The sequence below is a fragment of the Bradyrhizobium sp. BRP19 genome (assembly GCF_020194195.1).
Taxonomy (GTDB): domain Bacteria; phylum Pseudomonadota; class Alphaproteobacteria; order Rhizobiales; family Xanthobacteraceae; genus Bradyrhizobium; species Bradyrhizobium yuanmingense.
In genome coordinates this window covers 435,873-459,337 of record NZ_JADYVZ010000001.1, presented here as the reverse complement: position 1 = coordinate 459,337, position 23,465 = coordinate 435,873, and the positions used below count along the sequence as shown (strand labels likewise).

General features: G+C 64.2%; 21 protein-coding genes and 1 tRNA gene. 16 read left to right on the top strand and 6 right to left on the bottom strand.

The window, feature by feature from the left end:
* Nucleotides 1-3: 3 nt before the first annotated feature.
* Complete coding sequence (locus I6F36_RS02190; RefSeq protein ID WP_225170960.1) at nt 4-2,025, bottom strand: tetratricopeptide repeat protein; 2,022 nt, start codon at nt 2,023-2,025, stop codon at nt 4-6.
* Nucleotides 2,026-2,552: 527 nt separating this feature from the next.
* Nucleotides 2,553-2,645, bottom strand: a tRNA-Ser gene (locus I6F36_RS02185).
* Nucleotides 2,646-3,393: 748 nt separating this feature from the next.
* On the opposite strand from I6F36_RS02185, the gene I6F36_RS02180 reads away from it, so the two are divergent.
* Nucleotides 3,394-4,923, top strand: coding sequence for a porin (locus tag I6F36_RS02180; protein ID WP_225113869.1), 1,530 nt, complete (start codon nt 3,394-3,396; stop codon nt 4,921-4,923).
* A gap of 129 nt (nt 4,924-5,052) precedes the next feature.
* Here I6F36_RS02180 and I6F36_RS02175 read toward each other — a convergent pair whose 3' ends face one another.
* Nucleotides 5,053-5,157 (bottom strand): DUF3551 domain-containing protein, encoded by a 105-nt coding sequence (locus I6F36_RS02175; protein WP_311735305.1) that lies wholly within the window; start codon nt 5,155-5,157, stop codon nt 5,053-5,055.
* Nucleotides 5,158-5,478: 321 nt separating this feature from the next.
* Complete coding sequence (locus I6F36_RS02170; RefSeq protein WP_225170959.1) at nt 5,479-7,914, bottom strand: lytic transglycosylase domain-containing protein; 2,436 nt, start codon at nt 7,912-7,914, stop codon at nt 5,479-5,481.
* A gap of 266 nt (nt 7,915-8,180) precedes the next feature.
* On the opposite strand from I6F36_RS02170, the gene dapA reads away from it, so the two are divergent.
* Genes dapA through I6F36_RS02150 form a run of 4 tightly spaced genes read left to right on the top strand, consistent with a single transcriptional unit; the run spans nt 8,181 to nt 10,670 of the window.
* Entirely contained in the window at nt 8,181-9,071 is an 891-nt protein-coding gene (dapA, locus tag I6F36_RS02165; RefSeq protein ID WP_036015047.1) for a 4-hydroxy-tetrahydrodipicolinate synthase, read from the top strand.
* 54 nt (nt 9,072-9,125) lie between these two features.
* The gene (mscL, locus tag I6F36_RS02160; RefSeq protein WP_036039223.1) at nt 9,126-9,539 is read left to right on the top strand and encodes a large conductance mechanosensitive channel protein MscL; all 414 of its coding nucleotides are present in this window, start codon (nt 9,126-9,128) and stop codon (nt 9,537-9,539) included.
* Nucleotides 9,540-9,598: 59 nt separating this feature from the next.
* Nucleotides 9,599-10,072 carry an SsrA-binding protein SmpB gene (smpB, locus tag I6F36_RS02155; RefSeq protein ID WP_025036727.1) on the top strand — a complete coding sequence of 158 codons (474 nt, stop codon included), beginning with the start codon at nt 9,599-9,601 and terminating at the stop codon, nt 10,070-10,072.
* A 4-nt stretch (nt 10,073-10,076) separates the two neighbouring features.
* Nucleotides 10,077-10,670 (top strand): peroxiredoxin, encoded by a 594-nt coding sequence (locus I6F36_RS02150; protein WP_225170958.1) that lies wholly within the window; start codon nt 10,077-10,079, stop codon nt 10,668-10,670.
* Nucleotides 10,671-10,755: 85 nt separating this feature from the next.
* Here I6F36_RS02150 and I6F36_RS02145 read toward each other — a convergent pair whose 3' ends face one another.
* Both I6F36_RS02145 and I6F36_RS02140 read right to left on the bottom strand, forming a co-directional pair.
* Entirely contained in the window at nt 10,756-11,430 is a 675-nt protein-coding gene (locus tag I6F36_RS02145; RefSeq protein ID WP_036025518.1) for a uracil-DNA glycosylase, read from the bottom strand.
* Entirely contained in the window at nt 11,411-12,055 is a 645-nt protein-coding gene (locus tag I6F36_RS02140) for an NYN domain-containing protein (RefSeq protein WP_036015038.1), read from the bottom strand. The genes I6F36_RS02145 and I6F36_RS02140 overlap by 20 nt, the downstream gene beginning before the upstream one ends.
* Before the next feature lie 330 nt (nt 12,056-12,385).
* Here I6F36_RS02140 and rpoZ point away from each other — a divergent pair, with 330 nt between their 5' ends.
* The 11 genes from rpoZ to parC all read left to right on the top strand — a co-directional run bounded on the left by rpoZ (nt 12,386) and on the right by parC (nt 23,211).
* The gene (gene rpoZ / locus I6F36_RS02135; protein ID WP_007603391.1) at nt 12,386-12,778 is read left to right on the top strand and encodes a DNA-directed RNA polymerase subunit omega; all 393 of its coding nucleotides are present in this window, start codon (nt 12,386-12,388) and stop codon (nt 12,776-12,778) included.
* 205 nt (nt 12,779-12,983) lie between these two features.
* On the top strand, nt 12,984-15,272 hold the full coding sequence (locus I6F36_RS02130; RefSeq protein WP_036015037.1) for a bifunctional (p)ppGpp synthetase/guanosine-3',5'-bis(diphosphate) 3'-pyrophosphohydrolase: 2,289 nt from the start codon (nt 12,984-12,986) through the stop codon (nt 15,270-15,272).
* 45 nt (nt 15,273-15,317) lie between these two features.
* Nucleotides 15,318-16,070 carry a pyridoxine 5'-phosphate synthase gene (locus I6F36_RS02125; protein ID WP_225156968.1) on the top strand — a complete coding sequence of 251 codons (753 nt, stop codon included), beginning with the start codon at nt 15,318-15,320 and terminating at the stop codon, nt 16,068-16,070.
* The gene (gene acpS / locus I6F36_RS02120; RefSeq protein ID WP_025036721.1) at nt 16,067-16,486 is read left to right on the top strand and encodes a holo-ACP synthase; all 420 of its coding nucleotides are present in this window, start codon (nt 16,067-16,069) and stop codon (nt 16,484-16,486) included. Before I6F36_RS02125 ends, acpS begins: the two co-directional genes overlap by 4 nt.
* Nucleotides 16,487-16,735: 249 nt before the next feature.
* Complete coding sequence (lepB, locus tag I6F36_RS02115; protein ID WP_036015031.1) at nt 16,736-17,500, top strand: signal peptidase I; 765 nt, start codon at nt 16,736-16,738, stop codon at nt 17,498-17,500.
* Nucleotides 17,497-18,318 (top strand): ribonuclease III, encoded by an 822-nt coding sequence (gene rnc, locus I6F36_RS02110; RefSeq protein ID WP_036015029.1) that lies wholly within the window; start codon nt 17,497-17,499, stop codon nt 18,316-18,318. Before lepB ends, rnc begins: the two co-directional genes overlap by 4 nt.
* Entirely contained in the window at nt 18,308-19,234 is a 927-nt protein-coding gene (era, locus tag I6F36_RS02105) for a GTPase Era (RefSeq protein WP_225156967.1), read from the top strand. The genes rnc and era overlap by 11 nt, the downstream gene beginning before the upstream one ends.
* Before the next feature lie 21 nt (nt 19,235-19,255).
* Nucleotides 19,256-19,636 carry a hypothetical protein gene (locus tag I6F36_RS02100; RefSeq protein ID WP_036039208.1) on the top strand — a complete coding sequence of 127 codons (381 nt, stop codon included), beginning with the start codon at nt 19,256-19,258 and terminating at the stop codon, nt 19,634-19,636.
* A 120-nt stretch (nt 19,637-19,756) separates the two neighbouring features.
* On the top strand, nt 19,757-20,509 hold the full coding sequence (recO, locus tag I6F36_RS02095) for a DNA repair protein RecO (protein ID WP_225156966.1): 753 nt from the start codon (nt 19,757-19,759) through the stop codon (nt 20,507-20,509).
* 103 nt (nt 20,510-20,612) lie between these two features.
* A complete protein-coding gene (locus I6F36_RS02090) occupies nt 20,613-20,897 on the top strand; it encodes a hypothetical protein (protein WP_225144649.1) in 285 nt (94 codons plus the stop codon).
* A 64-nt stretch (nt 20,898-20,961) separates the two neighbouring features.
* Nucleotides 20,962-23,211: a DNA topoisomerase IV subunit A gene (gene parC / locus I6F36_RS02085; protein WP_225170957.1), complete on the top strand. Its 2,250-nt coding sequence runs from the start codon at nt 20,962-20,964 to the stop codon at nt 23,209-23,211.
* Nucleotides 23,212-23,465 lie beyond the last annotated feature (254 nt).

Here is a 23,465-nt window from a genome sequence, read left to right as displayed (position 1 = left end):
GCTTCAGGTCGAGGTTTGCACGGCAAACGAGGCCGGCGCTTCGCCCGCGCAATGCCTGCGCCAGATTTCGTCGAATGCCTTTTCGATATCCCGCGTCATGCGGACGGTATCGAAAAGCGGCCAAGTGGTCCGGCGCGCCGCCAGCTTGCTCCTGAGCGCGACGCGAAGTTCGGAATCGTGCGCGATTCGAAGTGCCAAAGCCTCATATTCCTCCAGCGATCGCGTCACCAGCTCGGGAAGGCCTACGGCGTTCAGGAGACTGGCTGCAACGCGTCCGGCAAAAGTGGTCCCAAGGCACGTCAGGACCGGCAAGCCAGCCCAGAGGGCGTCGCTGGCCCCGGTGTGGGCGTTGTAGGGCAATGTGTCCAGGAACAGATCGGCGACCTGGTGGCGCGCCAAATGCTCCTCAGCAGGGACGCGCGGAGCGAACACGATTCTCTCGGCGACAATCCCCCGCGCAACGGCTTCGCGCTTCAGATTCTCCGTGGCGACCGGGTCACCATCTAGCAGCCAAAGGACGCTTCCGGGGGTCTTGTCGAGCAGCCGCATCCAGACGCCGAACAACGGGGGCGTGATCTTGGGGCTTCTGTTGAACGCGCAGTAGACGAACGCATCGTCCGCCAGTCCGAGCTGGCTCCGGCTCGGTGGATTTGACGGGAGCGGTCGCTTCGCGTCGGTCGCCTGGTAGCTATTGGGAAGATAGATCACCTTCTCGGCGTAATAAGTCTGCTCTGCTTCGGGGATGACGATCCGGTCGGCCATGAGATAGTCGACATAGGGGGCGCCCATCGTGCCGGGAAAGCCGAGATAGCTGACCTGGATAGGAGCCGGCCGGCGCGCAATGATTTTCGGCCGCGCACCGGCGGTGAAGCCGCCGAGATCGACGAGAACCTCGATCCCGAGCTGGCCGATCAGCTTGACGACGTCCTCGTCGGCGAGATCGCTGACATCTTCAAAACGTTCGAATGCGGCCCTCAGGCGGTTGCGCATCTGGCTGTCGTCGTCGGGCCCGTGGGAGATAGCGGTGACGTCGAAGCGCTCGCGGTCGTGCGCCTCGAAGATTCCGGCCATCAAATACGCGGTGGCATGACTGCGAAAATCGGCCGACATGTACGCGACCCGGAGCCGGGACGCCGGTCTCGGCGTTCCGGGCCTGGCGGCACCCCCGTCGGGGGTCACCTTGGCGACATAGGCCTTCGCGCAGGTCAATTGGCGTGCAGGCGATGAGGAGACATGAAAGAAGGTGAAGGGGTCGACCGGCACGCCTGCCTCGGCAGCGTCTTCCATGGTGGCCTGTTCACGTTCGAAGCTGCTCCAGTCGGCGCGCTTCCGCTTGCAAGCAACGAGGTTGCTCAGCGCAAACGGGAACGTCTTATCAAGTGCGACCGTTCGTTCCAGAGCCACGATCGCTTCGTCGTCTCGCCCCAGCTGGCCAAGAACCTCAGACAACGCGAAATGGTTCTGTGGGTCGGCCGGTGCAAGCTCGATGGCGCGGGCGTAGCTGTCACGCGCTTCCTCGAGTCGACCAAGCTGCTGCAACGCGCTGCCTCGGTTGGCGAACGCGGCGCTCGACGGTGCGATCGCAATGGCGCGATCAAACTCGGCTATGGCGTCGCGAAGCTGCTGCCGTGCAATGAGGATCGCTCCGCGATTGAGATGCGCGTCCGCGAAGTTCGGAGCCAGGGCGATTACTTTCGCAAGCCAGACGAGCGCATCGTCCGGCTTGTCCAGCGCGCGCAGCACGTTGGCATAGTTGAAAAGAACGTCGGGATTGCCGGGGTCGACGCGTGCAGCCTTCTTCAGCAAAGGCTCGGCATCCGCAAAATGGCCGCGCTGGGCGTGCAACAGCCCCAGCATATGGAGCGCGACGGCATGCGTTCTGCTTCCCTTCAGAATCGTCGTGTAGGCCCGTTCCGCTTCCGACAGATTGCCCGAACGGTGCGCCGCAATTGCCTGGTCCAGAATAGCTGACGGATGGAGTGAGGAGGGGGCCGAGGCTCCCTTGTTGCGGCCTTGTTGCGACATGCAATGGGTTCTCGACCCGACGTAGGGGGTCTGTGCTCGGGCGAAATGGTGCAAAAACTCTAGTCACCTTTGCCGGCGAGAACAACGGCCGCGCCGCCTGCGCTCATTCGCACGGTCGGACGCGCTTGCGCTGGAGCAAGTTTCTTCTTCATGGCGTCGCCTAGAATCCGACGGCATGAGCAACCAGGCTACGAATGGACGATGGCTGCCGATTCAGATCGCTCCCGACGAGTGCGACCTGGAACTCGGGCGTCTGCACAAAACAGGTATTGTGCCATGGTCCTTTCCATGCCGGCGTAAGGGCGGCATCTGGTTCAATGTTTGGCGGATGAGGCCGTGCTGATAGCGCCCTCGCATTGGCGGGTCTGGCGATCCGGCATTTAGGTGGGGGCTCACATATATAAGGAGTGCGCGAATCGCGCGGGCTCGCCGCCCTCATCCTTGTGCGGAACTTTCGTACCGGCGTCGCCCATCGCCTTCCGCTGGACGCGCGCAGCGACCTTGATTCTGCTTCCGGGATTCTGGGGTGGCGGAGAGGGAGGGATTCGAACCCTCGATACAGCTTGAGACCGTATGACGCTTTAGCAAAGCGTTGCCTTCAGCCACTCGGCCACCTCTCCGGTGCGAGCCTTATGCATCTATTTGCTCTGGCTGGTCAATTTGGAAGCGCGTGTTTTCGCTCGAATATTCCCAGTGATTTGCGAAACGAGACGGGTTTGCGCTCGGATCAGGGCGTGGCGCTGAATTTTCGAGGAAATTCAAAGGTGCAAAGAAGGACTAGCACCTCTGCGTCCTCGCTCGCCGAGCTGTCCGGCCCGATTATCCCGCCTGCGTGACTTCCATATAGAGAGTGACGGCGAGCCCCGGCCGGCGGAGGTATTTGCAGGCTGCCTGGGTCAGTTTGCGCGGCGGGGAGGCGGGTCGATGCCTGCCAATTGAGTCTCCTTCTGATTCCACGATTCGAGCGCCTCAAAGCTGGCTCAAGCCGAGCTTTCGCGCGCGGCGCCTCATGTGCGGAACTTTCATGGCATTTGGAACCGCTCCGAAAACGTCAATGTAAACAATGCGTTACGAGAGCGGTTTGATCACATCTGCGTGTTATTTGTGCAACACCCGTTGGAAAACACGCTGCACCGGCCCGTTTCGGAGCGTTCTCTTGTTGTGTGTGCAAGGACGTTCGGTAATTGTGACTGAGCGACGGAGGGGGGCATCCCGAGGTCGTCCCGTTTAGGTCATTCGCTTAAGTCCCTCGCGTTCATGCGGGTGTGTCCGAAGACGCGAAGGGGCCGAAAGCGGTGATTTAGAGGGGGTTGGGGAATTGGCCGTCCGGTCAGTGACCTTCCCTGAAGAGCAACTTGGAGGTTTAACATGAAGTTGGTTAAGAGCCTTTTGCTCGGCTCAGCGGCGGGTCTGATCGCCGTGGGCGGAGCTCAGGCAGCCGATCTCCCCGTGAAGGCCAAGGCGGTCGAGTACGTGAAGATCTGCTCCCTGTACGGTGCTGGATTCTACTACATCCCGGGCACCGACACCTGCATCAAGTTCGGCGGCTATCTGCGTGCCGACATGCTGTTTAACACGAACAGCGACTACGGCATTGGCCAGGGTGCTCCCGGCGGCGCCAACAACCGTCTGGACAACTACTACCAGACCCGCGCTCGTTTGGACTTCACCATCGATACCCGTACGGCAACCGAGTATGGCGTGGTTCGCACCTACGCCGATACGGTTTTCAGCTGGGATGCCACCTCGGTGACCGGCAGCGCCCCGTCTGCCTTCTCGGTCGGTTCGGCTTCGCTCGGCCTCTACCATGCGTTCATCCAGTTCGCTGGTTTCACCTTCGGCCGCACGGTTTCGATCTTCGACGCACCGTGGCAGAGCTATCCGGCTGGCGGTCCCGACTTCCTTCCGGGCGGCAGCAACAACGTCACCGGTGTGAACCAGGTCGCCTACACGGCTGATTTCGGCCAGGGCATCACGGGTTCGGTCGCGTTGCAGGATATGACGACCGCTGCTGGCGGCCAGTCGAACCTTTGGAACGCGAGCGTGACCGGCGTTGCGGGTGCAGTGGGTGGCTTCGCCACGACTGCAGCTGCGGGCGCTGCCTTCATCCAGGGCATCTACGGTGTCAACGATTGGGGTGGCACGCGCATGCCCGACATCGTCGGTCAGGTCCGTGTCGATCAGGCTTGGGGTCTGTTCCAGATCTCGGCGGCGGCGCACGAACTCCACTCAGCTTATTACGGTACGACGGAGCTCACGGGCCATCCGTCGGACAAGTGGGGCTGGGCGGTGCAAGGTGCCTTGTCGATCAAGAACATCCCGACTGGTGCGGGTGACTCGATCAACTTGCAGGCGGTCTACACCGACGGTGCTTCGCGGTACAACTTCCAGAGCCTGTTCCCGCAGACCATCTTCATCTACGGCGGCAGCGGCATCGCTTATCAGAGCATCGGCTTCGCCGGTATCGCTGATGGCGTGTTCGGTTCCGGTCTCGGTATCGAGACCGTCAAGACCTGGGGCTTCCGCGGTGGTTATACCCACAACTGGTCCCCGAACTGGGCGTCGGGCATCTACGGTGCTTATGCTTCGCTCCGCTACGGCGATCAAAGCAAGGCTCTGATCTGCGCCAACTTCGCTGCTGCTCTGGCCCCCGCCGCTGGCTCGACCTGTAACCCCGACTTCAACCTTGCGGTTATCGGCGGCAACTTGGTCTGGACTCCGGTCAAGGGTCTCGCCTTCACGGCTGACGTGAGCTACGTCTGGCTCGACCAGAAGCACTCTGGCGTTGTCACGGGCGCCAACACGGCCAACCTGGCTGTTGCCAAGCCCGCAGCCACCTACGAGCTGAAGGATCAGGGCAACCTGCAGATGCTCCTGCGCGCTCAGCGCAACTTCTAAGATCGACCCTAGGTTGATCCATGAACCCCGGCAGGAAACTGCCGGGGTTTTTCTTTGGAGCGTAGCGCTTCGCTTAACGTGCGGACCTTGTTGGCTCGCAAGCTGGAATGTCGGCAAAGTGCTATCAAACTACCATCTCAGGCCCTTCCACTCCTTGAAGGCATAGGTCGGGTTGAGACCGCAGGCATCGATTGTGCCCGACGCGGTCGCCATGCACTGGCTGTAATTGGACAACTGGCAGTTGCCAGGATTCTCCCAACGCCGTTCTTGCAGGCAATAGCGATCCTGGATGCCGGTTACCTGTGGCTGGGCAGGATGGCGGTTCTTGCCGAAGGGGGGAGCCGCCGGTCGCGGGGCCCGACGAGATCACGGCTGCGAACAGGAACGCACCGACCACGCGCAGCGTGACACGTTCCCAGCCTTGTGAGGCATAAGCTAACCGGTGCGTGGGAACGCTTGGCGCAATCCTATCGTCAGGTCGCTGGCGCCGTCGACGAATCCTGCCGAGCCCTGCCCAGCAACCAGGCTTTGATTCTAACGGGCCATCGACGCCCGTTACTGCACGCTGACGGCGCCGCGGCGCAGATCGGCTTCGATCTGCAAGCGGGTGCCGCCGCCGAAACGGGCGCGGTAGACTTGAAGGTTTTCCATGATCCGCTGCACATAGTTGCGCGTCTCGGAGAACGGAATCAGCTCGACCCAGTCGACCGCGTCGACCTTGGGGTCGCGCGGATCGCCGTAACGCTCGACCCACTTCTTCACGCTGCCGCGGCCGGCATTGTAGGCGGCGAACGTCATGATGTAGGAGCCGCGATAATCCTCGAGCAGTCCGCCGAGCTCGGCCGAGCCGAGCGTGGCGTTGTAGACGGAGTCGTTCTTCAGCCGCGCGAGGTCGTAGGTTGCGCCGTGGCGCTTGCAGACGTAGCGGGCGGCATCCGGCGTCACCTGCATCAGCCCGTAGGCCTGCGCCGGCGAGACCACCGACGGGTTGAACGCGCTCTCCTGCCGCGCAATCGCATAGATGATGCTGCGTTCGACCTCGGGGCCGATCGGCGTGAACTGAGGGATGCCGTTGACGGGGTAGGCGTAGAAGTCGAACGGGAGGCCGCGGTTGAGCGCGGCCTTGCCGAGCAGCAGCATGCCGCGCGCGTCGCTGTAGCGCTGGGTGAGCTCGCCGAGGCCCGCGAGCGCCTCGGGATCGCCGTTCTCGCCCATGTCGGCGAGCAGCGGTATCGCGAACTCGCGCTCGTCCAGCTCGTAGAGCAGTTGCGCGGCGCGCACGATCTCGAGCCGCTCGGCGCCGCGACCGCGCGGCTGGCTGTTGAGCTCGATCTGCGGCAGGCCGAGCTTTGCGCGCGCGAGCTGGCCGTAATAGCTGGTCGATTGCTCGGCCGCCCGCGCATAGGCATTGCGTGCCTCCTGCTGGCGGCCCATCGCCTCGGCAGCGCGGCCCTGCCAATAGCCGGCACGCGCCAGCGCGGTGGGATTGACGCTGCCGACGCCGATGCGAGCAAAATGCTGGGCGGCGGTCGCGGGATCGTTGAGGAAGCGCAGCGCGATCCAGCCGGCGGTGAACTCCTGCTCGGTCTTGTAGATGTCGCGCGAGGGCAGGGCGGCGTCGCGCGCGATCAGATAGGCGCTGCGGAATTCCTCGGTGTCGATCATCTTGCGCGCCAGGAGGCGCCGCTCGATCCACCATTCGTCGAGATTGTGGAGGCGACCCGGATCCTTCGGCGCCGACAGCATCAGCTGGGCGGCTTCAGTGAACTTCTCCTCGCGGCGCAGCAGCTGGATCTTGCTGAAGATGAAGCCTGGATCGCCGTGCAGCTCGCGCGGCACGGCATCGAGCAGCGCCCGCGCGTTCGGCGCTTTCTTGACCGCGGCGATGCGGGCCTTGGCGAGCGCGACATAGCCGGCGCCGAGACGCTTGGCGGCGCGTAGCGCGGCCTCGTTCTCGCTGCCGTAGAGCAGGTTGTCCATCCGCGCTTTCTGGTCGCCTGGCGTGAGCAGGGCGCCGAACTGGTCGAGCGCGTTGTTCTCGGTGTCCTCCGACATCGGATCGGCGCGCCAGGCGTCGCGCACCAGCCGCTCGGCATTGGCGCGGTCGCCGCGCGCCAGCATCGCCCTGGCCAGCGTGAAGCGTCCCTTGGCGGAGATCGGCGATTCGTTCTCGAACCACGACCACGCGACCGACTCGTCGCGCCTGTCGTCCCACATCGCGGCCTCGAGGCGCCGGCGCAGGAAGGTCTGCGATGGCCAGCTCGGATTGGCTGAGAGGAAGGCGCGATAGCGTTCCACGGTCGCGCCGTTGTCCTCGCTGCGCAGGATGATCCATTCGGCGAGCTTTCGCGCGACCGGATCGGAGATGCCGGCCGCGGCATTGGTGGCGTCGCCGGCCTTGCGCTTGCGCACGAGCTCGATGACGCTCTCCAGGGTGTCCTTGTCAGCCTGCGACGTCGACGACGTCGCAGCCACGGCGGCCGGGATGACCGGCTTGCGCGGCGCTGCATGCTGGCGCGTTGCAGGCGCCAGTATGGGAGCTGCGGCCGGTCTGGCCGGGGCCGGCGCAGTCGGTTTGACGGTGGCAGTCACGGCCGGGGCGGGGGCTGCCTTGGGCGGCGAGCCGCTCGCAGTCGGCGCTGCCTTAGGTGCAGCTGCAGGGGTCGTGGCAGCAGGAGCGGTGGCCGCAGGCTTGGATTTGTCTTTGGGCTTGTCCTTCGCCGGTTCCTTGCTGGCGTTCTTGCCGGCATCCGGCTTCTTCGCGGCGTCCTTGGCGGGGGTGCCGAGCGTACCCTTTGCGGCCTTCGCGGCGTCCTTGCCGGTTCCCTTGGCTGTATCCTTCGCCGTTTCCTTGGTTGATCCTTTGGCCGGGCCATTCGAGGCGTCCTTGGCTGCTGGCTTGGCGGGATCCTTGGTCTCCGCGGCCGTCTCGTTGGACTTGGCGAACGCGGCGCAGTCCATCGACAGCCCGGCCGTCAGGCACAATGCCATACTCAGGGATCGCCACGCGGCAGATGCAAAGGAGGTCACGGCGTTTCGTCGCCCCGAATCAGTGAAGTGGCTCAAGACCTAGCTGAATTTGCTTGAATATGCGGAGAAAATACCAACAGCCGCTTACCTCGGGCCGATTTGCACCAGCACCGCGGCAAAATCGCGGCCTAAACCCAGCCTGGCACCGACCCCGGGTCTTTTACCGGCCGGATAGACCCGATATGAAGGGGGCTTGCTCAAGAGATCGCCGCGTACGGAGGAAGTCCATGGCAGCCAAGACGAAATTCCGAGGGTCGTTCACCGCCTTGGTCACCCCGTTCAAGAACGGCTCGCTCGACGAGGCGGCATTCCGCTCCCTGGTCAATTGGCAGATCTCCGAGGGCACCAATGGCCTCGTTCCGGTCGGCACCACCGGCGAGAGCCCGACGCTCAGCCATGACGAGCACAAGAAGGTCGTGGAATGGTGCATCGCTGAAGCCAAGGGCCGCGTGCCCGTCATCGCCGGCGCCGGCTCCAACTCGACCAAGGAGGCGATCGAGCTCTCCCAGCACGCCGAAAAGGCGGGCGCGGACGCCGTGCTGATCGTCACGCCCTATTACAACAAGCCGACGCAAGAAGGCATGTACCAGCACTTCAAGGCGATCAACGATGCGATCGGCATTCCGATCATCATCTACAACATCCCACCGCGCTCGGTGATCGACATGTCGGTCGACACCATGAAGCGGCTGTGGGAGCTGAAGAACATCGCCGGGGTCAAGGACGCCACCGCCAGCATGGTCCGCGTGTCGCAGCAGCGCGCGGCGATGGGCGAGGACTTCAACCAGCTCTCGGGCGAGGACGCCACCATCATCGGCTACATGGCCCATGGCGGCCATGGCTGCATCTCGGTGACCTCGAACGTCGCGCCGCGCCTGTGCTCGGAGTTCCACGCCGCCTGGCAGAAGGGCGACACCAAGGCGGCGCTCGCGATCCACGACAAGCTGATGCCGCTGCACAACAACCTCTTCATCGAGAGCAATCCGGCGCCGATCAAGTACGCGATGTCGCTGCTCGGCAAGCTGGACGAGACGCTGCGGCTGCCGATGGTTCCGGTGTCCGAGCCGACGCGGGTTGCCGTGCGCAGCGCGATGGTTCACGCCGGTCTGGTCAACTGACGCATTAGCCGTTCGGGGGAGCCTTTCATGAGCGTGGAGGAAAAGGGCGCGCGGATGCTCAAGGAGTTCCGCGAGTTCGCCATGAAGGGCAACGTCGTCGATCTCGCGGTCGGCGTCATCATCGGCGCGGCCTTCGGCGGCATCGTCACCTCGCTGGTCGGTGACGTCATCATGCCGATCATCGGCGCGGTCACCGGTGGCCTCGACTTCTCGAACTACTTCATCCCCTTGTCGAAGGCGGTCACCGCAACCAACTTGGCGGATGCCAAAAAGCAAGGCGCAGTACTTGCTTACGGCAGCTTCCTGACGCTGACGATCAACTTCATCATCGTCGCCTTCGTGCTGTTCCTGGTGATCCGCGCCATGAACACGCTGAAGCGCAAGGAGGAGGCGGCGCCCGCCGCTCCGCCAAAGCCGTCGGCCGAGGTCGAGCTGCTGACCGAGATCCGCGATCTCCTCAAGAAGTGACGCGCCCACTTCATCCGAACTGTTAGAATCCGAGCGCATCTCGATCAGGTTTGCCCGTCATGGCCGATAAGAACGAACGTCCGATCAAGGTGATGGCGGAAAATCGCAAGGCGCGTTTCAACTACGCCATCGAGGACACGATCGAGGCGGGCATTGCGCTGACCGGCACTGAGGTCAAGTCGATCCGCAACGGCAAGAGCACGATCGCGGAATCCTATGCCGATTCCAAGAACGGCGAGATCTGGCTGATCAACGCCACCATTCCCGAATACCTGCAGGGCAACCGCTTCAACCACGAGCCCAAGCGGCCGCGAAAGCTGCTGCTCCACCGCCGGCAGATCAACAAGCTGATCGGCGCGGTCGACCGCGAGGGCATGACGCTGATCCCGCTCAAGCTTTACTTCAACGAGCGCGGCCGGGCCAAGCTGCAGCTGGCGGTTGCGAAGGGCAAGAAGCTGCACGACAAGCGCGAGTCCGAGAAGAAGCGCGACTGGAGCCGGGAGAAGGGCAGGCTGCTGCGGGCGAGGGGATGACGAGATGAATCAACGGAACCTGCTCGAGGTCGACTGGAGCCAGATTCCCGCGCCTTCCGACGATGGCGCCGCCGCGCATCTCGAAGGCATGACGTTGCCGCCGATTGGCCTGCTCGCGACCGACGACACATCGGTCACCCTGTCGGCTTTGCGCGGCCGCACCGTGGTGTTCGCCTATCCCCGCACCGGCGAGCCCGGCAAGATCGCGCTGGTCGACGATTGGGACATGATCCCCGGAGCGCGCGGCTGCACGCCCCAGACCTGCGCCTTTCGCGATCTCTACGCCGAGCTGAAGGCCGCCGGCGCCGCGCATGTGTTCGGCCTCTCGACCCAGAGCAACGACTATCAGATCGAGATGGCGTCGCGCCTGCATCTGCCGTTCCCGGTGCTTTCGGACGAGAAGCTGGCGCTGACGCGCGCCTTGAACTTGCCGACCATGGAGGTCGCGGGCCTGACGCTGATCAAGCGCCTCGCGCTTGTTATCGACGACGCCAGGATCACGCACGTGTTCTATCCGGTGTTTCCGCCCGACCGGAACGCCGGCGACGTGCTGGCCTGGCTCAAGGCAAATTCCGTCAATAAGGAGCGATGCGATTAGGATGAATCGTCATCGCGCTTTAGCTTATTGTTTGAGCATGATCTTTTCAGAAAACCGCTACGCACTTTTCCGGATCATGCTCTAGCTAATCGAGATCCGCCTTCACCTTCGCGAACACGGATCTGAACATGTCTGGCGTCAGCACGCCGGTGTTCGTGTTGTAGCGGGAGCAGTGATAGCTGTCGTAGAGCCTGAACGCGCCGGCCTGATGCACCGCGCCGTGGCCGAAGGGGGCTTGCGAGGCCTTCAAATTCAGCGGCTTGAGCACGCTGTCGTGCGCAATTCGCCCGAGCGCGACGATCGCGCGCAGCTTCGGCATCGTCGCCAGATTGGCCACGAGAAACTGGCGGCAGGTGTTGATCTCGATCGGCAGCGGCTTGTTCTGCGGCGGCACGCAATGCACGGCATTGGCGATCCGGCAGTCGACGAGTTTCAGGCCGTCGTCGGGACGCGCCTGATAGGTGCCCCTCGCAAAGCCGTATTCGATCAGCGTGGCATAGAGCAGGTCGCCGGCATAATCGCCCGTGAACGGCCGCCCCGTGCGGTTGGCGCCCTGCATTCCCGGGGCGAGGCCCACGATCAGGAGGCGGGCCTTGATGTCGCCGAAGGGCGCAACCGGCGCATTGTGCCACGAGGGCTCGCGCGCGCGGTTCGCCTCGCGGAAGGCGACCAGGCGCGGGCAGAGCGGGCAGTCACGGTCGGGAACGATTGTGAGAGGCTGGCGGCTTGACCGGGCCGCCTCACTCCTCGAAGTCGTCATCGCCCCTCGGCGCCGTCGTGGTCGCGCGCTGGAGGAATTGCGGGGCGTGGTGGCGTTCACCACGCTCGCCGCGGTCACGCGGGGCGGGGCGCTCGGACGGATCGCGGCCGAGCTTGGATTGCAGCTCGACGAGGTCGGTGAAGACGTCGGCCTGGCGGCGCAGCTCGTCGGCGATCATCGGCGGCTGGCTGGCGATGGTGGAGACCACCGTGACCCGCACGCCGCGGCGCTGGACGGCCTCGACCAGGGAGCGGAAGTCGCCGTCACCCGAGAACAGCACCATCTGGTCGATGTGCTCGGCGAGCTCCATGGCGTCGACGGCGAGCTCGATGTCCATGTTGCCCTTCACCTTGCGGCGCCCGGAGGCGTCGATGAATTCCTTGGTCGCCTTGGTGACGACCGTGTAGCCGTTGTAGTCCAGCCAGTCGATCAGCGGGCGGATCGAGGAGTATTCCTGGTCCTCGATGATGGCGGTGTAATAGAACGCCCGCAATAACGTCCCGCGGCTCTGAAACTCCTTCAGCAGGCGCTTGTAGTCGATGTCGAAGCCGAGGGTTTTCGCCGTCGCGTAGAGATTGGCCCCGTCGATGAAGAGCGCGATCTTGTTGGTAGGAGAAGGTGACATTCAGTTTGCTCGCGTAGCGTTCGTGATTGATCGTTTTTTGTTGGCGCGGCGACAACAGGCCGCGCAGTTCTAGAGTGCCGCAGAAACCCGTCGAAACCGCAAATCCGGAGAAGTCGGGGCAATCAAGGTATAGTTATGGCGGACTTGCATACACCCCGGGGCCGCCCCCAACGGCAGCCCGGAAAACCACCCGTCCCAGCCCCAATGTGGGGGTAGCAGAGCGGTTTGGCGAGGCCAAATCACAAAATGGTCTTGCGAAACCGTCCCGGCCCCTATAACTAGCCCTAATCATCCACATATTTCGTCCCACCCACAACGGAGCGACAGTCCATGGCTCGCGTCACCGTAGAAGATTGTATCGACAAGGTCGACAACCGGTTTGACTTGGTCCTGCTGGCCGCCCACCGTGCCCGCATGATTTCATCCGGTTCACAACTAACGGTTGACCGCGATAACGACAAGAACCCTGTTGTGTCTTTGCGTGAAATTGCCGAGACGACGATCTCGCCGGAGGACCTCCGCGAGGAGCTGGTCCACTCGTTGCAGAAGTTCGTCGAGGTGGACGAGCCCGAGCCGGATACAGTGCCGCTGATCGGTTCCGCGGGGGCAAGCGTCGATGCCGACGACACCGAGGTCGCCGTGGAGCGCATGACCGAGGAGGAGCTGCTGAAGGGCCTGGAAGGCCTCGCGCCTCCCGAGGAGCAGCCCGAGGAAGACGAGTAATTCCTCCATCGCGATCATCTTCTTCTTGTGATCATATCAAAGGCCCGAACGATCGTTCGGGCCTTTGCTTTTGTTGGCCTTTTCGTGGTTACCATAGCGCTGCGGTCGGTGCTTGGCCCTGTCACTGAATTGATCGGACACGAGCGCGATCGGAGTTAGGATGTATGCAGCGGGCCGGCTCAAGCCCGTTTGAAGGCAGGACGGCATGGTATATCGGCGCCGCAGATCCACGCAGATGCAGGCCGCAACCGAATCGGTTGCCGTGGCCCCGACTGCGCCGGTCGCGCGCCCCGCCAGGCCTCGCGCCCGGATGATGCGTCAATATGACCTCGTCGAGCGCGTCAGGTCCTACAATCCCAACACCAACGAAGACCTGCTGAACCGTGCCTACGTCTACGCCATGAAGGCCCACGGCTCGCAGACCCGCGCCTCGGGCGATCCGTATTTCTCGCATCCGCTCGAGGTGGCTGCGATTCTCACCGACCTCAAGCTCGACGACGCCACCATCGTGGCCGCGCTGCTGCACGACACGATCGAGGACACCGAGGCGACGCGGGCCGAGATCGATCAGATCTTCGGCTCGGAGATCGGCGCGCTGGTCGATGGCCTGACCAAGCTGAAGCGGCTGGAGCTGGTGTCGCGGGAGGCTAAGCAGGCCGAGAATCTGCGCAAATTGTTGCTGGCCATTGCCGACGACGTCCGCGTGCTTTTGGTCAAGCTCGCCGACCGTCTGCACAACATGCGCACGCTGGACTTCGTGCCGACGGAATCGCGCCGGCGCATCGCCGAGGAGACGCTCGACATCTATGCGCCGCTGGCGGGGCGCATGGGCATGCAGGAAATGCGCGAGGAGCTGGAGGATCTGTCCTTCCGCACCCTCGATCCCGAAGCCTATTCGGTGGTGATGCAGCGGCTCGACGCGCTGGCTGAGCGCAACCGCAACCTGATCGGCGAGATCGAGGACCAGCTCTCCAACAATCTGCGCCACCGGGGCTTAGGGGCGCGGGTCTATGGCCGGCGCAAGAAGCCGTTCTCGATCTGGACCAAGATGGAGCGCAAGTCGGTCGGCTTCGAGCAATTGTCCGACATCTTCGGCTTCCGCCTCGTCGTCAGCGACGTCGAGGCCTGCTATCGCGCGCTCGGGATCGTCCACACCACCTGGCCGGTCGTGCCCGGACGTTTCAAGGACTATATCTCGACGCCGAAGCAGAACGACTACCGCTCGATCCACACCACGGTGATCGGCCCCGGCAACCAGCGCGTCGAGCTGCAGATCCGCACCGAGGCGATGGACCAGATCGCCGAGCGCGGCATCGCCGCGCACGTTTTCTACAAGGAGGGCGTGGGTTCGCCGACCGAATTCCTCAAGCGCGAGTCCAACGCGTTCGCCTGGCTGCGCCACACCATCGGCATCCTCTCGGAAAGCGCGAACCCGGAGGAATTCCTCGAGCACACCAAGCTCGAGCTGTTCCACGACCAGGTGTTCTGCTTCACCCCGAAGGGCAAGCTGATCGCGCTGCCGCGCCATGCCAACGTGATCGACTTCGCCTATGCGGTGCATACCGACGTCGGCAACAGCGCGGTGGGCTGCAAGATCAACGGCAAATTCGCGCCGCTGTCCTCGGAGCTTCAGAACGGCGACGAGGTCGAGGTGCTGACCTCGGAGGCGCAGTCCGCGCCGCCCTCGGCCTGGGAAACGCTCGCCGTCACCGGCAAGGCGCGTGCCGCGATCCGCCGCGCCACGCGCACCGCGGTGCGCGACCAATATGTCGGGCTCGGCCGGCGCATCGTCGAGCGCCTGTTCGAGCGCGCCAAGATCGAATACGCCGATGACAAACTCAAGGGCGCGCTGCCGCGGCTCGCGCGCACCTCGATCGAGGACGTCATGGCGGCGGTCGGGCGCGGCGAGATCAAGGCCTCCCATGTCGCGCGTGCGATGTACCCGGATTACAAGGAGGAGCGCATCGCGCGCTACGGCGTCAAGAAGGGTCTTGCCGCCAAGCTCAAGGAGAAGGGGGTCTCCGAACAGTCGCGCAGCCCGGTCGCGATCCCGATCCGCGGCATCAATTCCGACCTTCCGGTGAAGTTCGCGCCGAACGGCGGCGCCGTCCCCGGCGATCGCATTGTCGGCATCGTCACGCCGGGCGAGGGCATCACGATCTATCCGATCCAGGCGCCGGCCCTGAAGGATTTCGAGGAGGAGCCGGAGCGCTGGCTCGACGTCCGCTGGGACATCGAGGATTCCGCGCCGCAACGCTTCCCGGCCCGCATCAAGGTCGAGAACGTCAATGAGCCCGGCGCGCTGGCGCAGATCGCGACCGTGATCGCCGAGCACGACGGCAACATCGACAACATCAGCATGCAGCGCCGCTCGCCCGATTTCACGGAGACGACGATCGATCTCGAAGTCTACGACTTGAAGCACCTCAGCGCGATCCTGGCCCAGCTGCGCGCGAAGGCGGTCGTCGCCAAAGTCGAACGTGTTAATGGATAGGCGCATCTCGCATGCGCCGTTCCCTCTGATTTCGCGAGTTCTGAAATGCCCGCACCTCCGCTCCGCCTCGGCGTCAATATCGATCACGTCGCAACCGTGCGTAACGCGCGCGGCGGCCGCCATCCCGATCCGGTGCGCGCCGCGCTGCTCGCGATCGAGGCCGGCGCCGACGGCATCACCGCACATTTGCGCGAGGACCGCCGGCACATCCGCGACGAGGACATGGCGCGCCTGAAGGCGGAGATCTCCAAGCCGCTCAATTTCGAGATGGCCGCGACGGACGACATGATGCGGATCTCGCTCGCCACCAAGCCGCACGCGGTGTGCCTGGTGCCGGAGCGGCGCCAGGAGGTAACGACCGAAGGCGGGTTGGACGTGGTCGGCCAGCGCAGCGCGCTCGCGCCCTATATCGCGCGGCTGAGCGAGGCCGGCATCCGCGTCTCGCTGTTCATTGCGGCCGATGCCGCCCAGATCGAGATGGCGGCACGGCTGCGCGCCCCTGTGATCGAGATCCACACCGGTGCCTGGTGCGATGCCGTCGTCGATGGCCACACCGACAAGGCCGAGGCTGAATGGCAGCGGATCGTGGCCGGGGTGAAGCTGGCGAAGGACGCGGGACTCGAGGTTCACGCCGGCCACGGGCTGGACTATGCGACGGCGGAGAAGATCGCGAGCTTGCCCGAAATCATGGAGCTGAACATCGGCTATTACATGATCGGCGAGGCGCTGTTCGTGGGGCTGGCCGAGACCGTGCGCAGCATGCGCGCGGCGATGGATCGTGGCCGGAGCCGGGCATGATCATCGGCATCGGCTCCGACCTGATCGACATCACCCGCGTCGCCAAGGTGATCGAGCGCCACGGCGAGCGTTTTCTCGACCGCATCTTCACCGCGGCCGAGCGGGCCAAGGCGGAACGGCGCGCCAAGAACGAGAAGATGGTGGTGGCGACCTACGCCAAGCGCTTCGCCGCCAAGGAGGCCTGCTCCAAGGCACTCGGCACCGGCATCAGGCGCGGCGTCTGGTGGCGCGACATGGGGGTGGTCAACCTGCCGGGCGGGCGGCCGACTATGCAGCTGACCGGCGGCGCGCTGGCCCGGCTCCAGGCCCTGACACCGGAGGGGTTCGAGGCGCGGATCGACCTTTCGATCACCGACGACTGGCCGCTGGCGCAGGCTTTTGTCGTCATTTCCGCCGTCCCGCTGCCGAAACCTTGATCGCGGCTCGGGCGTTTTGTGATTTTCTTTATAAATCAATATCTTAATCAGTTTTGATGCGATCCTTGATTGCGTGGCCTCCGACAACCGTCTAAAAGTCCGCGAACGCAAATCAGCCTGGGCGAATTCGGCTTTACGCCGGAATTGGCCCTCACTATCAGAATCAGGACAATCTCCTTGCGCCGCGAACCGGTGGGCCGTTCGCGGGAGGAGGGCGCTCTATGATCGCCGGCCGGAATTGAGAGAGCAATGAGCGTGACTTCGGGAACGAAAACTGAGAGCGGCGTCGGCGAAACGATCCGAGTCGTCATTCATGCTCTCCTGATCGCGCTCGTGATCCGCACCTTCCTGTTTCAGCCTTTCAACATCCCGTCCGGCTCGATGAAGGCGACGCTGCTGGTCGGCGACTATCTGTTCGTCTCGAAATATTCCTATGGCTACAGCCATTACTCGATTCCATTCTCGCCGCCACTGTTCTCGGGACGGATCTGGGGCTCGGACCCCGCTCGTGGCGACATCGTCGTGTTTCGCCTGCCGAAGGACGATTCCACCGACTACATCAAGCGCGTGATCGGCCTTCCCGGCGACCGTGTCCAGATGCGGGACGGGCTGCTCTACATCAACGATACGCCCGTCGAGCGGCAGCGCATGAGCGAATATGTCGGCGAGGACCCTTGCGGCTCGGAAGGCGGCGGCATCTCCCGGGTGAAGCGCTGGAAGGAGACGCTGCCGAACGGCGTGTCCTATGAGACGCTGGACTGCGCCGACAACGGCTACATGGACAACACCAACGTCTACACCGTCCCGGCCGGCCACTTCTTCATGATGGGTGACAACCGCGACAACTCCACCGATAGCCGCTTTCTCGGCCAGGTCGGCTACGTCCCGCAGGAGCACTTGATCGGCCGCGCCCAGATGATCTTCTTCTCCATCGCTGAAGGCGAGCACGCCTGGATGCTCTGGCGCTGGCCGTGGGCGGTGCGCTGGAATCGGTTCTTCAAAATCGTCCGATGAAAGACGAAGCCAAGGACATCGCGATCCAACCGACCGAGGTGCAAGCCGCTCCCGAGGGCGAAGCTGCGGCGAAGGCGCCTGCCAAGAAGAAACGGCCGCGGAGCAGCAAGGCCAAGGGCACGAATGCCAACGCGGCGCTCGAGGCGCGGATCGGCCACAGCTTCGCCGATCCAAATATGCTGATGCAGGCGATCACGCATGTCTCGGCCCTGAAGTCCGGGCGCAAGCGAGGCGACAGCTATCAGCGGCTGGAATTCCTCGGCGACCACGTGCTCGGGCTCGTCGTCTCCGACATGCTCTATCACGCCTTCCCGAACGCCGATGAGGGCGAGCTGTCCAAGCGGCTTGCCGAGCTCGTGCGCAAGGAGAGCTGCGCGGACGTCGCCAAGTCGCTCGGTCTCGTCGACGACATCAAGCTGGGCTCGGTCGGCTCCAGTGCCGATGCCCGCCTGCGCAAATCCATCCTCGGCGACATCTGCGAGGCCGTGATCGGCGCCATCTACCTCGACGGCGGCCATGCGGCGGCAGCCGAATTCGTCAAGCGCAACTGGACCGAGCGGATGCACAAGCCGCGCCGGCCCTTGCGCGATCCCAAGACCGTGCTGCAGGAATGGGCGCAAGGCAAGGGACTGCCGACGCCTGTCTATCGCGAGGTCGAGCGCACCGGCCCGCATCACGATCCGCAGTTCCGTGTCGCCGTCGATCTGCCGGGCCTGGCCCCCGCCGAGGGTATCGGCGGCAGCAAGCGCGCGGCAGAGAAAGTGGCAGCCTCAGTGATGATCGAACGCGAAGGCGTCGGCGGCAGCAATGACGGTTGAAGCAAGCGGCGGGGCACCCGGCGCGACGCGCTGCGGCTTCGTCGCGCTGATCGGCGCGCCGAATGTCGGCAAGTCGACGCTGGTCAACGCGCTGGTCGGCGCCAAGGTCACGATCGTCTCGCGCAAGGTGCAAACCACGCGCGCGCTGATCCGCGGTATCGTCATCGAGAACAACGCGCAAATTATCCTTGTCGACACGCCCGGCATCTTCTCGCCCAAGCGCCGGCTCGACCGCGCCATGGTCTCGACCGCCTGGAGCGGGGCGCATGATGCCGATCTGGTCTGCGTGCTGCTCGATGCCAAAACGGGCATCGACGAGGAGGCGGAGGCGATCCTCGCCAAGGCCGCCAGCGTCAATCACGACAAGATCCTCGTCATCAACAAGGTCGACCTGGTCCAACGCGAGAAGCTGCTGGCGCTGGCGCAGGCGGCCAACGAGCGCATGACTTTCGTGCGGACGTTCATGATTTCGGCGATCTCGGGCGATGGCGTCGACGACATCCGCAAGACGCTCGCGGACATGGTGCCGCCGGGTCCGTTCCTCTACCCCGAGGACCAGATGTCGGACGCGCCGATGCGGCAGCTGGCGGCCGAGATCACCCGCGAGAAGATCTATCAGAAGCTGCACCAGGAATTGCCCTACCAGTCCACGGTCGAGACCGACAAGTGGGAGGACCGCAAGGACAAGTCTGTGCGGATCGAGCAGACGATCTACGTCGAGCGCGAAAGCCAGCGCAAGATCGTGCTCGGCAAGGGCGGCGCCACCATCAAGTCGATCGGCGCCGACTCGCGGAAAGAGCTGATGCAGATTCTGGACGTGCCGGTGCACCTGTTCCTGTTCGTCAAGGTGCGCGAGAACTGGGGCGACGATCCCGATCGCTATCGCGAGATGGGCCTGGACTTCCCAAAAGAATAACCAAGAAAAGATCGGCATCCGATGAGCCTACCCACCAACGTCCAGCGCTTCGAAGCGCTGCTCTATGCATCGTTGATGCTGGACGCCGTCTCGGTCGCCGTGCAGGACCGCACGCCCAATGCCGCGGTGACCGAGCAGATGATCATGACCGGGACGCTGCTCGCCGGCGGCATGATCCTCCTGCTGCTCTATTTCGTCCGGCTGGCCGCGCATCATCGCAAGAACTGGCCACGCTGGGTGCTGGCGGCGGCCCTCGTGTTGTCGGTGATCTCGCTCGGCCAGATCATCGGCGAGAAGGGCCTGGAGCTCGACAGCGCCATCGAGATCGTCTCCTGCGCGCTGACGACGATGGGCCTGTATTTCTCCTTCAGCGGCGACGCGCGGGACTGGTTCAACGCGTGAGGCGCCGTAGGGTGGATTAGCGAAGCGTAATCCACCTTTGACGTGCACGGGCGATTGGCGGATTACGCCTTCGGCTAATCCGCCCTACGATTGAACGCCGGAATCCGCTACACTTCCCCTATGGAATGGACCGATGAAGGCATCGTGCTGGGGGTGCGGCGGCATGGCGAATCCAGCGCCATCGTCGAGCTGTTGACGCGCGCGCATGGCCGGCATCTCGGCCTCGTCCGCGGTGGCGCCGGCTCGCGGATGCGGCCGCTGCTGCAGCCGGGGAACAGCGTCAGTGTGGTGTGGCGGGCGCGGCTCGACGAGCACCTGGGCACCTATGCGATCGAGGGATTGAAGCTGCGCGCGGCAACGCTGCTGGCATCGTCCCACGGCGTCTACGGAGTCACCCATCTCGCCTCCGTCGCGCGGCTGTTGCCGGAGCGCGATCCGCATGAGGACATCTTTGCGCTGCTCGAGCATTCGCTCGACGATTTCGACGACATCGGCAGCGCGGCCGTGCACCTGATCCATTTCGAGCTGGCGATGCTCGCCGAGCTGGGCTTTGGGCTGGCGCTGGACAATTGTGCAGTGACCGGCGAGACTACGGACCTGATCTATGTCTCGCCGAAATCAGGCGGCGCGGTATCGCGTAGCGCGGGCGAGCCGTGGCGCGACCGGCTGTTGCGCCTGCCGCCGTTCCTGCGCCAGGGCGAAACCGCGGGCGATCTCACCGAACAGGATCTCCAGGACGGCTTCCGGCTCACCGGCCTGTTCCTGCTCCGCCACGTGCTGGAGCCGCGCGGCCAGGGCCATTCCGATGCGCGGGCCGGCTTCATCAACGCCCTGATGCGGCAGCAGGCGAGGGCGGCGATCCCGGCGCCATGACGTAATGGCTACCCAGCCTTGCCCAGCAGCATTCAGTTCCCTGGAACGAAATCGGCCCACGCGGACTTGGGGCTTGAGGTTCCACATCGGGGGGACAGCCCAAATGTTGATCAAGGGATTCGCTTTGTCCGCGACGCTGCTTGCGCTCGCGCCCGACGCCATGGCTGGCGAGCCGCAGCCCGGGGCGTTTCGCCGGGCCTCGTGCACGGTGGTGCGGTACTATGTGGCGAAATATTCCGCTGCCGCTGCAGAGACATGGGCGCGGTCGCGGGGCGCGACCGACGCCGAGATCGAGGCCGCCCGCCGTTGCCTGACCAATGCGCCGGCGCCTGCGCAAACACCTGGTCCAGCCCCAACCCAGACCGTCACAGCCGGCTGGGCAGGCTAGTACGTCGCCCACAGGGAACCATTCGATCCTTGCCCGATTCGCTTCCACGGTTTAACCGGGCGGCATGGGAAAACGAATCGTTCCGCCTGAAGAACCGGCTGAAATCCACGAGGTGCCGCTGCGTGAGGCGCTGGAAGAGCGCTATCTCGCTTATGCCCTCTCCACCATCATGCACCGTGCGCTGCCGGACGCGCGCGACGGCCTGAAGCCGGTGCACCGGCGCATCCTCTACGGCATGCGCCTGCTCAGGCTCGACCCCGGCACGGCCTTCAAGAAGTCGGCCAAGATCGTCGGCGACGTGATGGGCTCGTTCCATCCGCACGGCGACCAGGCGATCTACGACGCCATGGTCCGCCTCGCGCAGGATTTCTCCTCGCGATATCCGCTGGTCGACGGTCAGGGCAATTTCGGCAATATCGACGGCGATAACCCCGCCGCCTACCGCTACACCGAAGCGCGCATGACCGACGTCGCGCGGCTTCTGCTCGAGGGCATCGACGAGGACGGGGTCGAATTCCGCGCCAACTACGACGGCCAGTCGAAAGAGCCCATCGTGCTGCCGGGCGGCTTCCCGAACCTGCTCGCCAACGGCGCGCAGGGCATCGCGGTCGGCATGGCGACCTCGATCCCGCCGCACAACGCCGCCGAGCTGTGCGATGCCGCGCTGCACCTGATCGAGAAGCCCGACGCAAAGTCGAAGGCACTGCTCAAGTGGGTCAAGGGCCCGGATTTCCCGACCGGCGGCATCATCGTCGATTCCAAGCAGGCGATTGCGGAAGCCTACACCACCGGCCGCGGCTCGTTCCGCGTCCGAGCGCGGTGGACGCAGGAGGAGGGCGCACGCGGCACCTGGGCCGTCGTCGTCACAGAGATTCCGTTCCTGGTGCAGAAGTCGCGTCTGATCGAGAAGGTCGCCGAGCTGCTGGACCAGAAGAAGCTGCCGCTGGTCGGCGACATCAGGGACGAATCGGCCGAAGACGTCCGCATCGTGATCGAGCCGAAGTCGAAGAACGTCGATCCGGCGCTGATGATGGAATCGCTGTTCCGCCTCACCGAGCTCGAAAACAAGATTCCGCTGAACCTCAACGTCCTGATCAAGGGGCGCATCCCCAAGGTCGTGGGGCTCGCGGAGTGCTTGCGCGAATGGCTCGACCATCTGCGCGACGTGCTGATCCGCCGCAGCAACTACCGCAAGGCGCAGATCGAGCACCGGCTGGAAGTGCTCGGCGGCTTCCTGATCGCATACCTGAACATCGACAAGGTGATCAGGATCATCCGCACCGAGGACGAGCCGAAGCCTGAGCTGATGAAGGCGTTCAAGCTCACCGAGGTGCAGGCGGAAGCCATCCTCAACATGCGCCTGCGCTCCTTGCGCAAGCTCGAGGAGATGGAGATCCGCACCGAGGACAAGAACCTCCGCGCCGAGCTCAAGGGCATCAACGCGGTGCTCGCCTCGGAAGCCGAGCAGTGGAAGAAGGTCGGCGAGCAGGTTGGCAAGGTCCGCGACATGTTCGGACCGAAGACACCGCTCGGCAAGCGTCGCACCACCTTCGCGGATGCGCCCGAGCACGACCTCGCCGCGATCGAGGAGGCCTTCGTCGAGCGCGAGCCGGTGACGGTTGTCGTCTCCGACAAGGGCTGGATCCGCACCATGAAGGGGCATGTCGAGGATCTCTCCGGCCTCGCCTTCAAGCAGGACGACAAGCTCGGCTTCGCCTTCTTCGCCGAGACGACCTCGAAGCTGCTGCTGTTCGCCACCAACGGCAAGTTCTACTCGCTCGACGTCGCCAAGCTGCCGGGCGGCCGCGGCCATGGCGAGCCGATCCGATTGTTCATCGACCTCGAGCAGGAGGCCGCGCCCGTCGCGCTGTTCGTCAACAAGGGCGGCCGCAAATTCCTGGTCGCCAGCCACGAGGGCCAGGGTTTTGTGGTCAACGAGGACGATTGCGTTGGCACCACCAAGAAGGGCAAGCAGGTCCTCAACGTGGACATGCCGAACGAGGCCCGCGCGATCACCGAGGTGACGGGCGACACCGTCGCCGTCATCGGCGAGAACCGCAAGATGCTGGTCTTCCCGCTCGACCAGGTGCCGGAAATGGCCCGCGGCCGCGGAGTGCGCCTGCAGAAATACAAGGACGGCGGCCTGTCCGACGTTGCGGTATTCGACGCCAAGGCGGGCCTGACCTGGAAGGATTCCGCAGGACGCGAATTCTCCGCGACCATGAAGGAGCTGGCGGAATGGCAGGGCACCCGCGCCGACGCCGGCCGCCTGCCGCCGAAGGGTTTCCCGAAGTCGAACAAGTTCGGTCGGTGATCGGGTAGGGCACTGGCCCCAACTGTCGCCACAACGACGCTGTCATCCCCCGCCTAGTGCGCAATTGCGCACGGGGGCGGGGCATCCAGTACGCCGCGGCTTCTCCGTATCCATCAGCTGTCTCTGGAATACGGGGTCGCCCGGTCAAGCCGGGCGGCGACAGCGCGTGTTGTGCTCTCTGCTTCTCCACTGTCATTGCGAGCGCAGCGAAGCAATCCAGAATCCCACCGCGGAAAGACTCTGGATTGCTTCGC

Bases quoted from the DNA above. Each gene is read 5' to 3' on its own strand.
- I6F36_RS02190 (WP_225170960.1), bottom strand. From the start codon at position 2,025: ATGTCGCAACAAGGCCGCAACAAGGGAGCCTCGGCCCCCTCCTCACTC.
- I6F36_RS02180 (WP_225113869.1), top strand. From the start codon at position 3,394: ATGAAGTTGGTTAAGAGCCTTTTGCTCGGCTCAGCGGCGGGTCTGATC.
- I6F36_RS02170 (WP_225170959.1), bottom strand. From the start codon at position 7,914: ATGGCATTGTGCCTGACGGCCGGGCTGTCGATGGACTGCGCCGCGTTC.
- dapA (WP_036015047.1), top strand. From the start codon at position 8,181: ATGGCAGCCAAGACGAAATTCCGAGGGTCGTTCACCGCCTTGGTCACC.
- mscL (WP_036039223.1), top strand. From the start codon at position 9,126: ATGCTCAAGGAGTTCCGCGAGTTCGCCATGAAGGGCAACGTCGTCGAT.
- smpB (WP_025036727.1), top strand. From the start codon at position 9,599: ATGGCCGATAAGAACGAACGTCCGATCAAGGTGATGGCGGAAAATCGC.
- I6F36_RS02150 (WP_225170958.1), top strand. From the start codon at position 10,077: ATGAATCAACGGAACCTGCTCGAGGTCGACTGGAGCCAGATTCCCGCG.
- I6F36_RS02145 (WP_036025518.1), bottom strand. From the start codon at position 11,430: ATGACGACTTCGAGGAGTGAGGCGGCCCGGTCAAGCCGCCAGCCTCTC.
- I6F36_RS02140 (WP_036015038.1), bottom strand. From the start codon at position 12,055: ATGTCACCTTCTCCTACCAACAAGATCGCGCTCTTCATCGACGGGGCC.
- rpoZ (WP_007603391.1), top strand. From the start codon at position 12,386: ATGGCTCGCGTCACCGTAGAAGATTGTATCGACAAGGTCGACAACCGG.
- I6F36_RS02130 (WP_036015037.1), top strand. From the start codon at position 12,984: ATGGTATATCGGCGCCGCAGATCCACGCAGATGCAGGCCGCAACCGAA.
- I6F36_RS02125 (WP_225156968.1), top strand. From the start codon at position 15,318: ATGCCCGCACCTCCGCTCCGCCTCGGCGTCAATATCGATCACGTCGCA.
- acpS (WP_025036721.1), top strand. From the start codon at position 16,067: ATGATCATCGGCATCGGCTCCGACCTGATCGACATCACCCGCGTCGCC.
- lepB (WP_036015031.1), top strand. From the start codon at position 16,736: ATGAGCGTGACTTCGGGAACGAAAACTGAGAGCGGCGTCGGCGAAACG.
- rnc (WP_036015029.1), top strand. From the start codon at position 17,497: ATGAAAGACGAAGCCAAGGACATCGCGATCCAACCGACCGAGGTGCAA.
- era (WP_225156967.1), top strand. From the start codon at position 18,308: ATGACGGTTGAAGCAAGCGGCGGGGCACCCGGCGCGACGCGCTGCGGC.
- I6F36_RS02100 (WP_036039208.1), top strand. From the start codon at position 19,256: ATGAGCCTACCCACCAACGTCCAGCGCTTCGAAGCGCTGCTCTATGCA.
- recO (WP_225156966.1), top strand. From the start codon at position 19,757: ATGGAATGGACCGATGAAGGCATCGTGCTGGGGGTGCGGCGGCATGGC.
- I6F36_RS02090 (WP_225144649.1), top strand. From the start codon at position 20,613: ATGTTGATCAAGGGATTCGCTTTGTCCGCGACGCTGCTTGCGCTCGCG.
- parC (WP_225170957.1), top strand. From the start codon at position 20,962: ATGGGAAAACGAATCGTTCCGCCTGAAGAACCGGCTGAAATCCACGAG.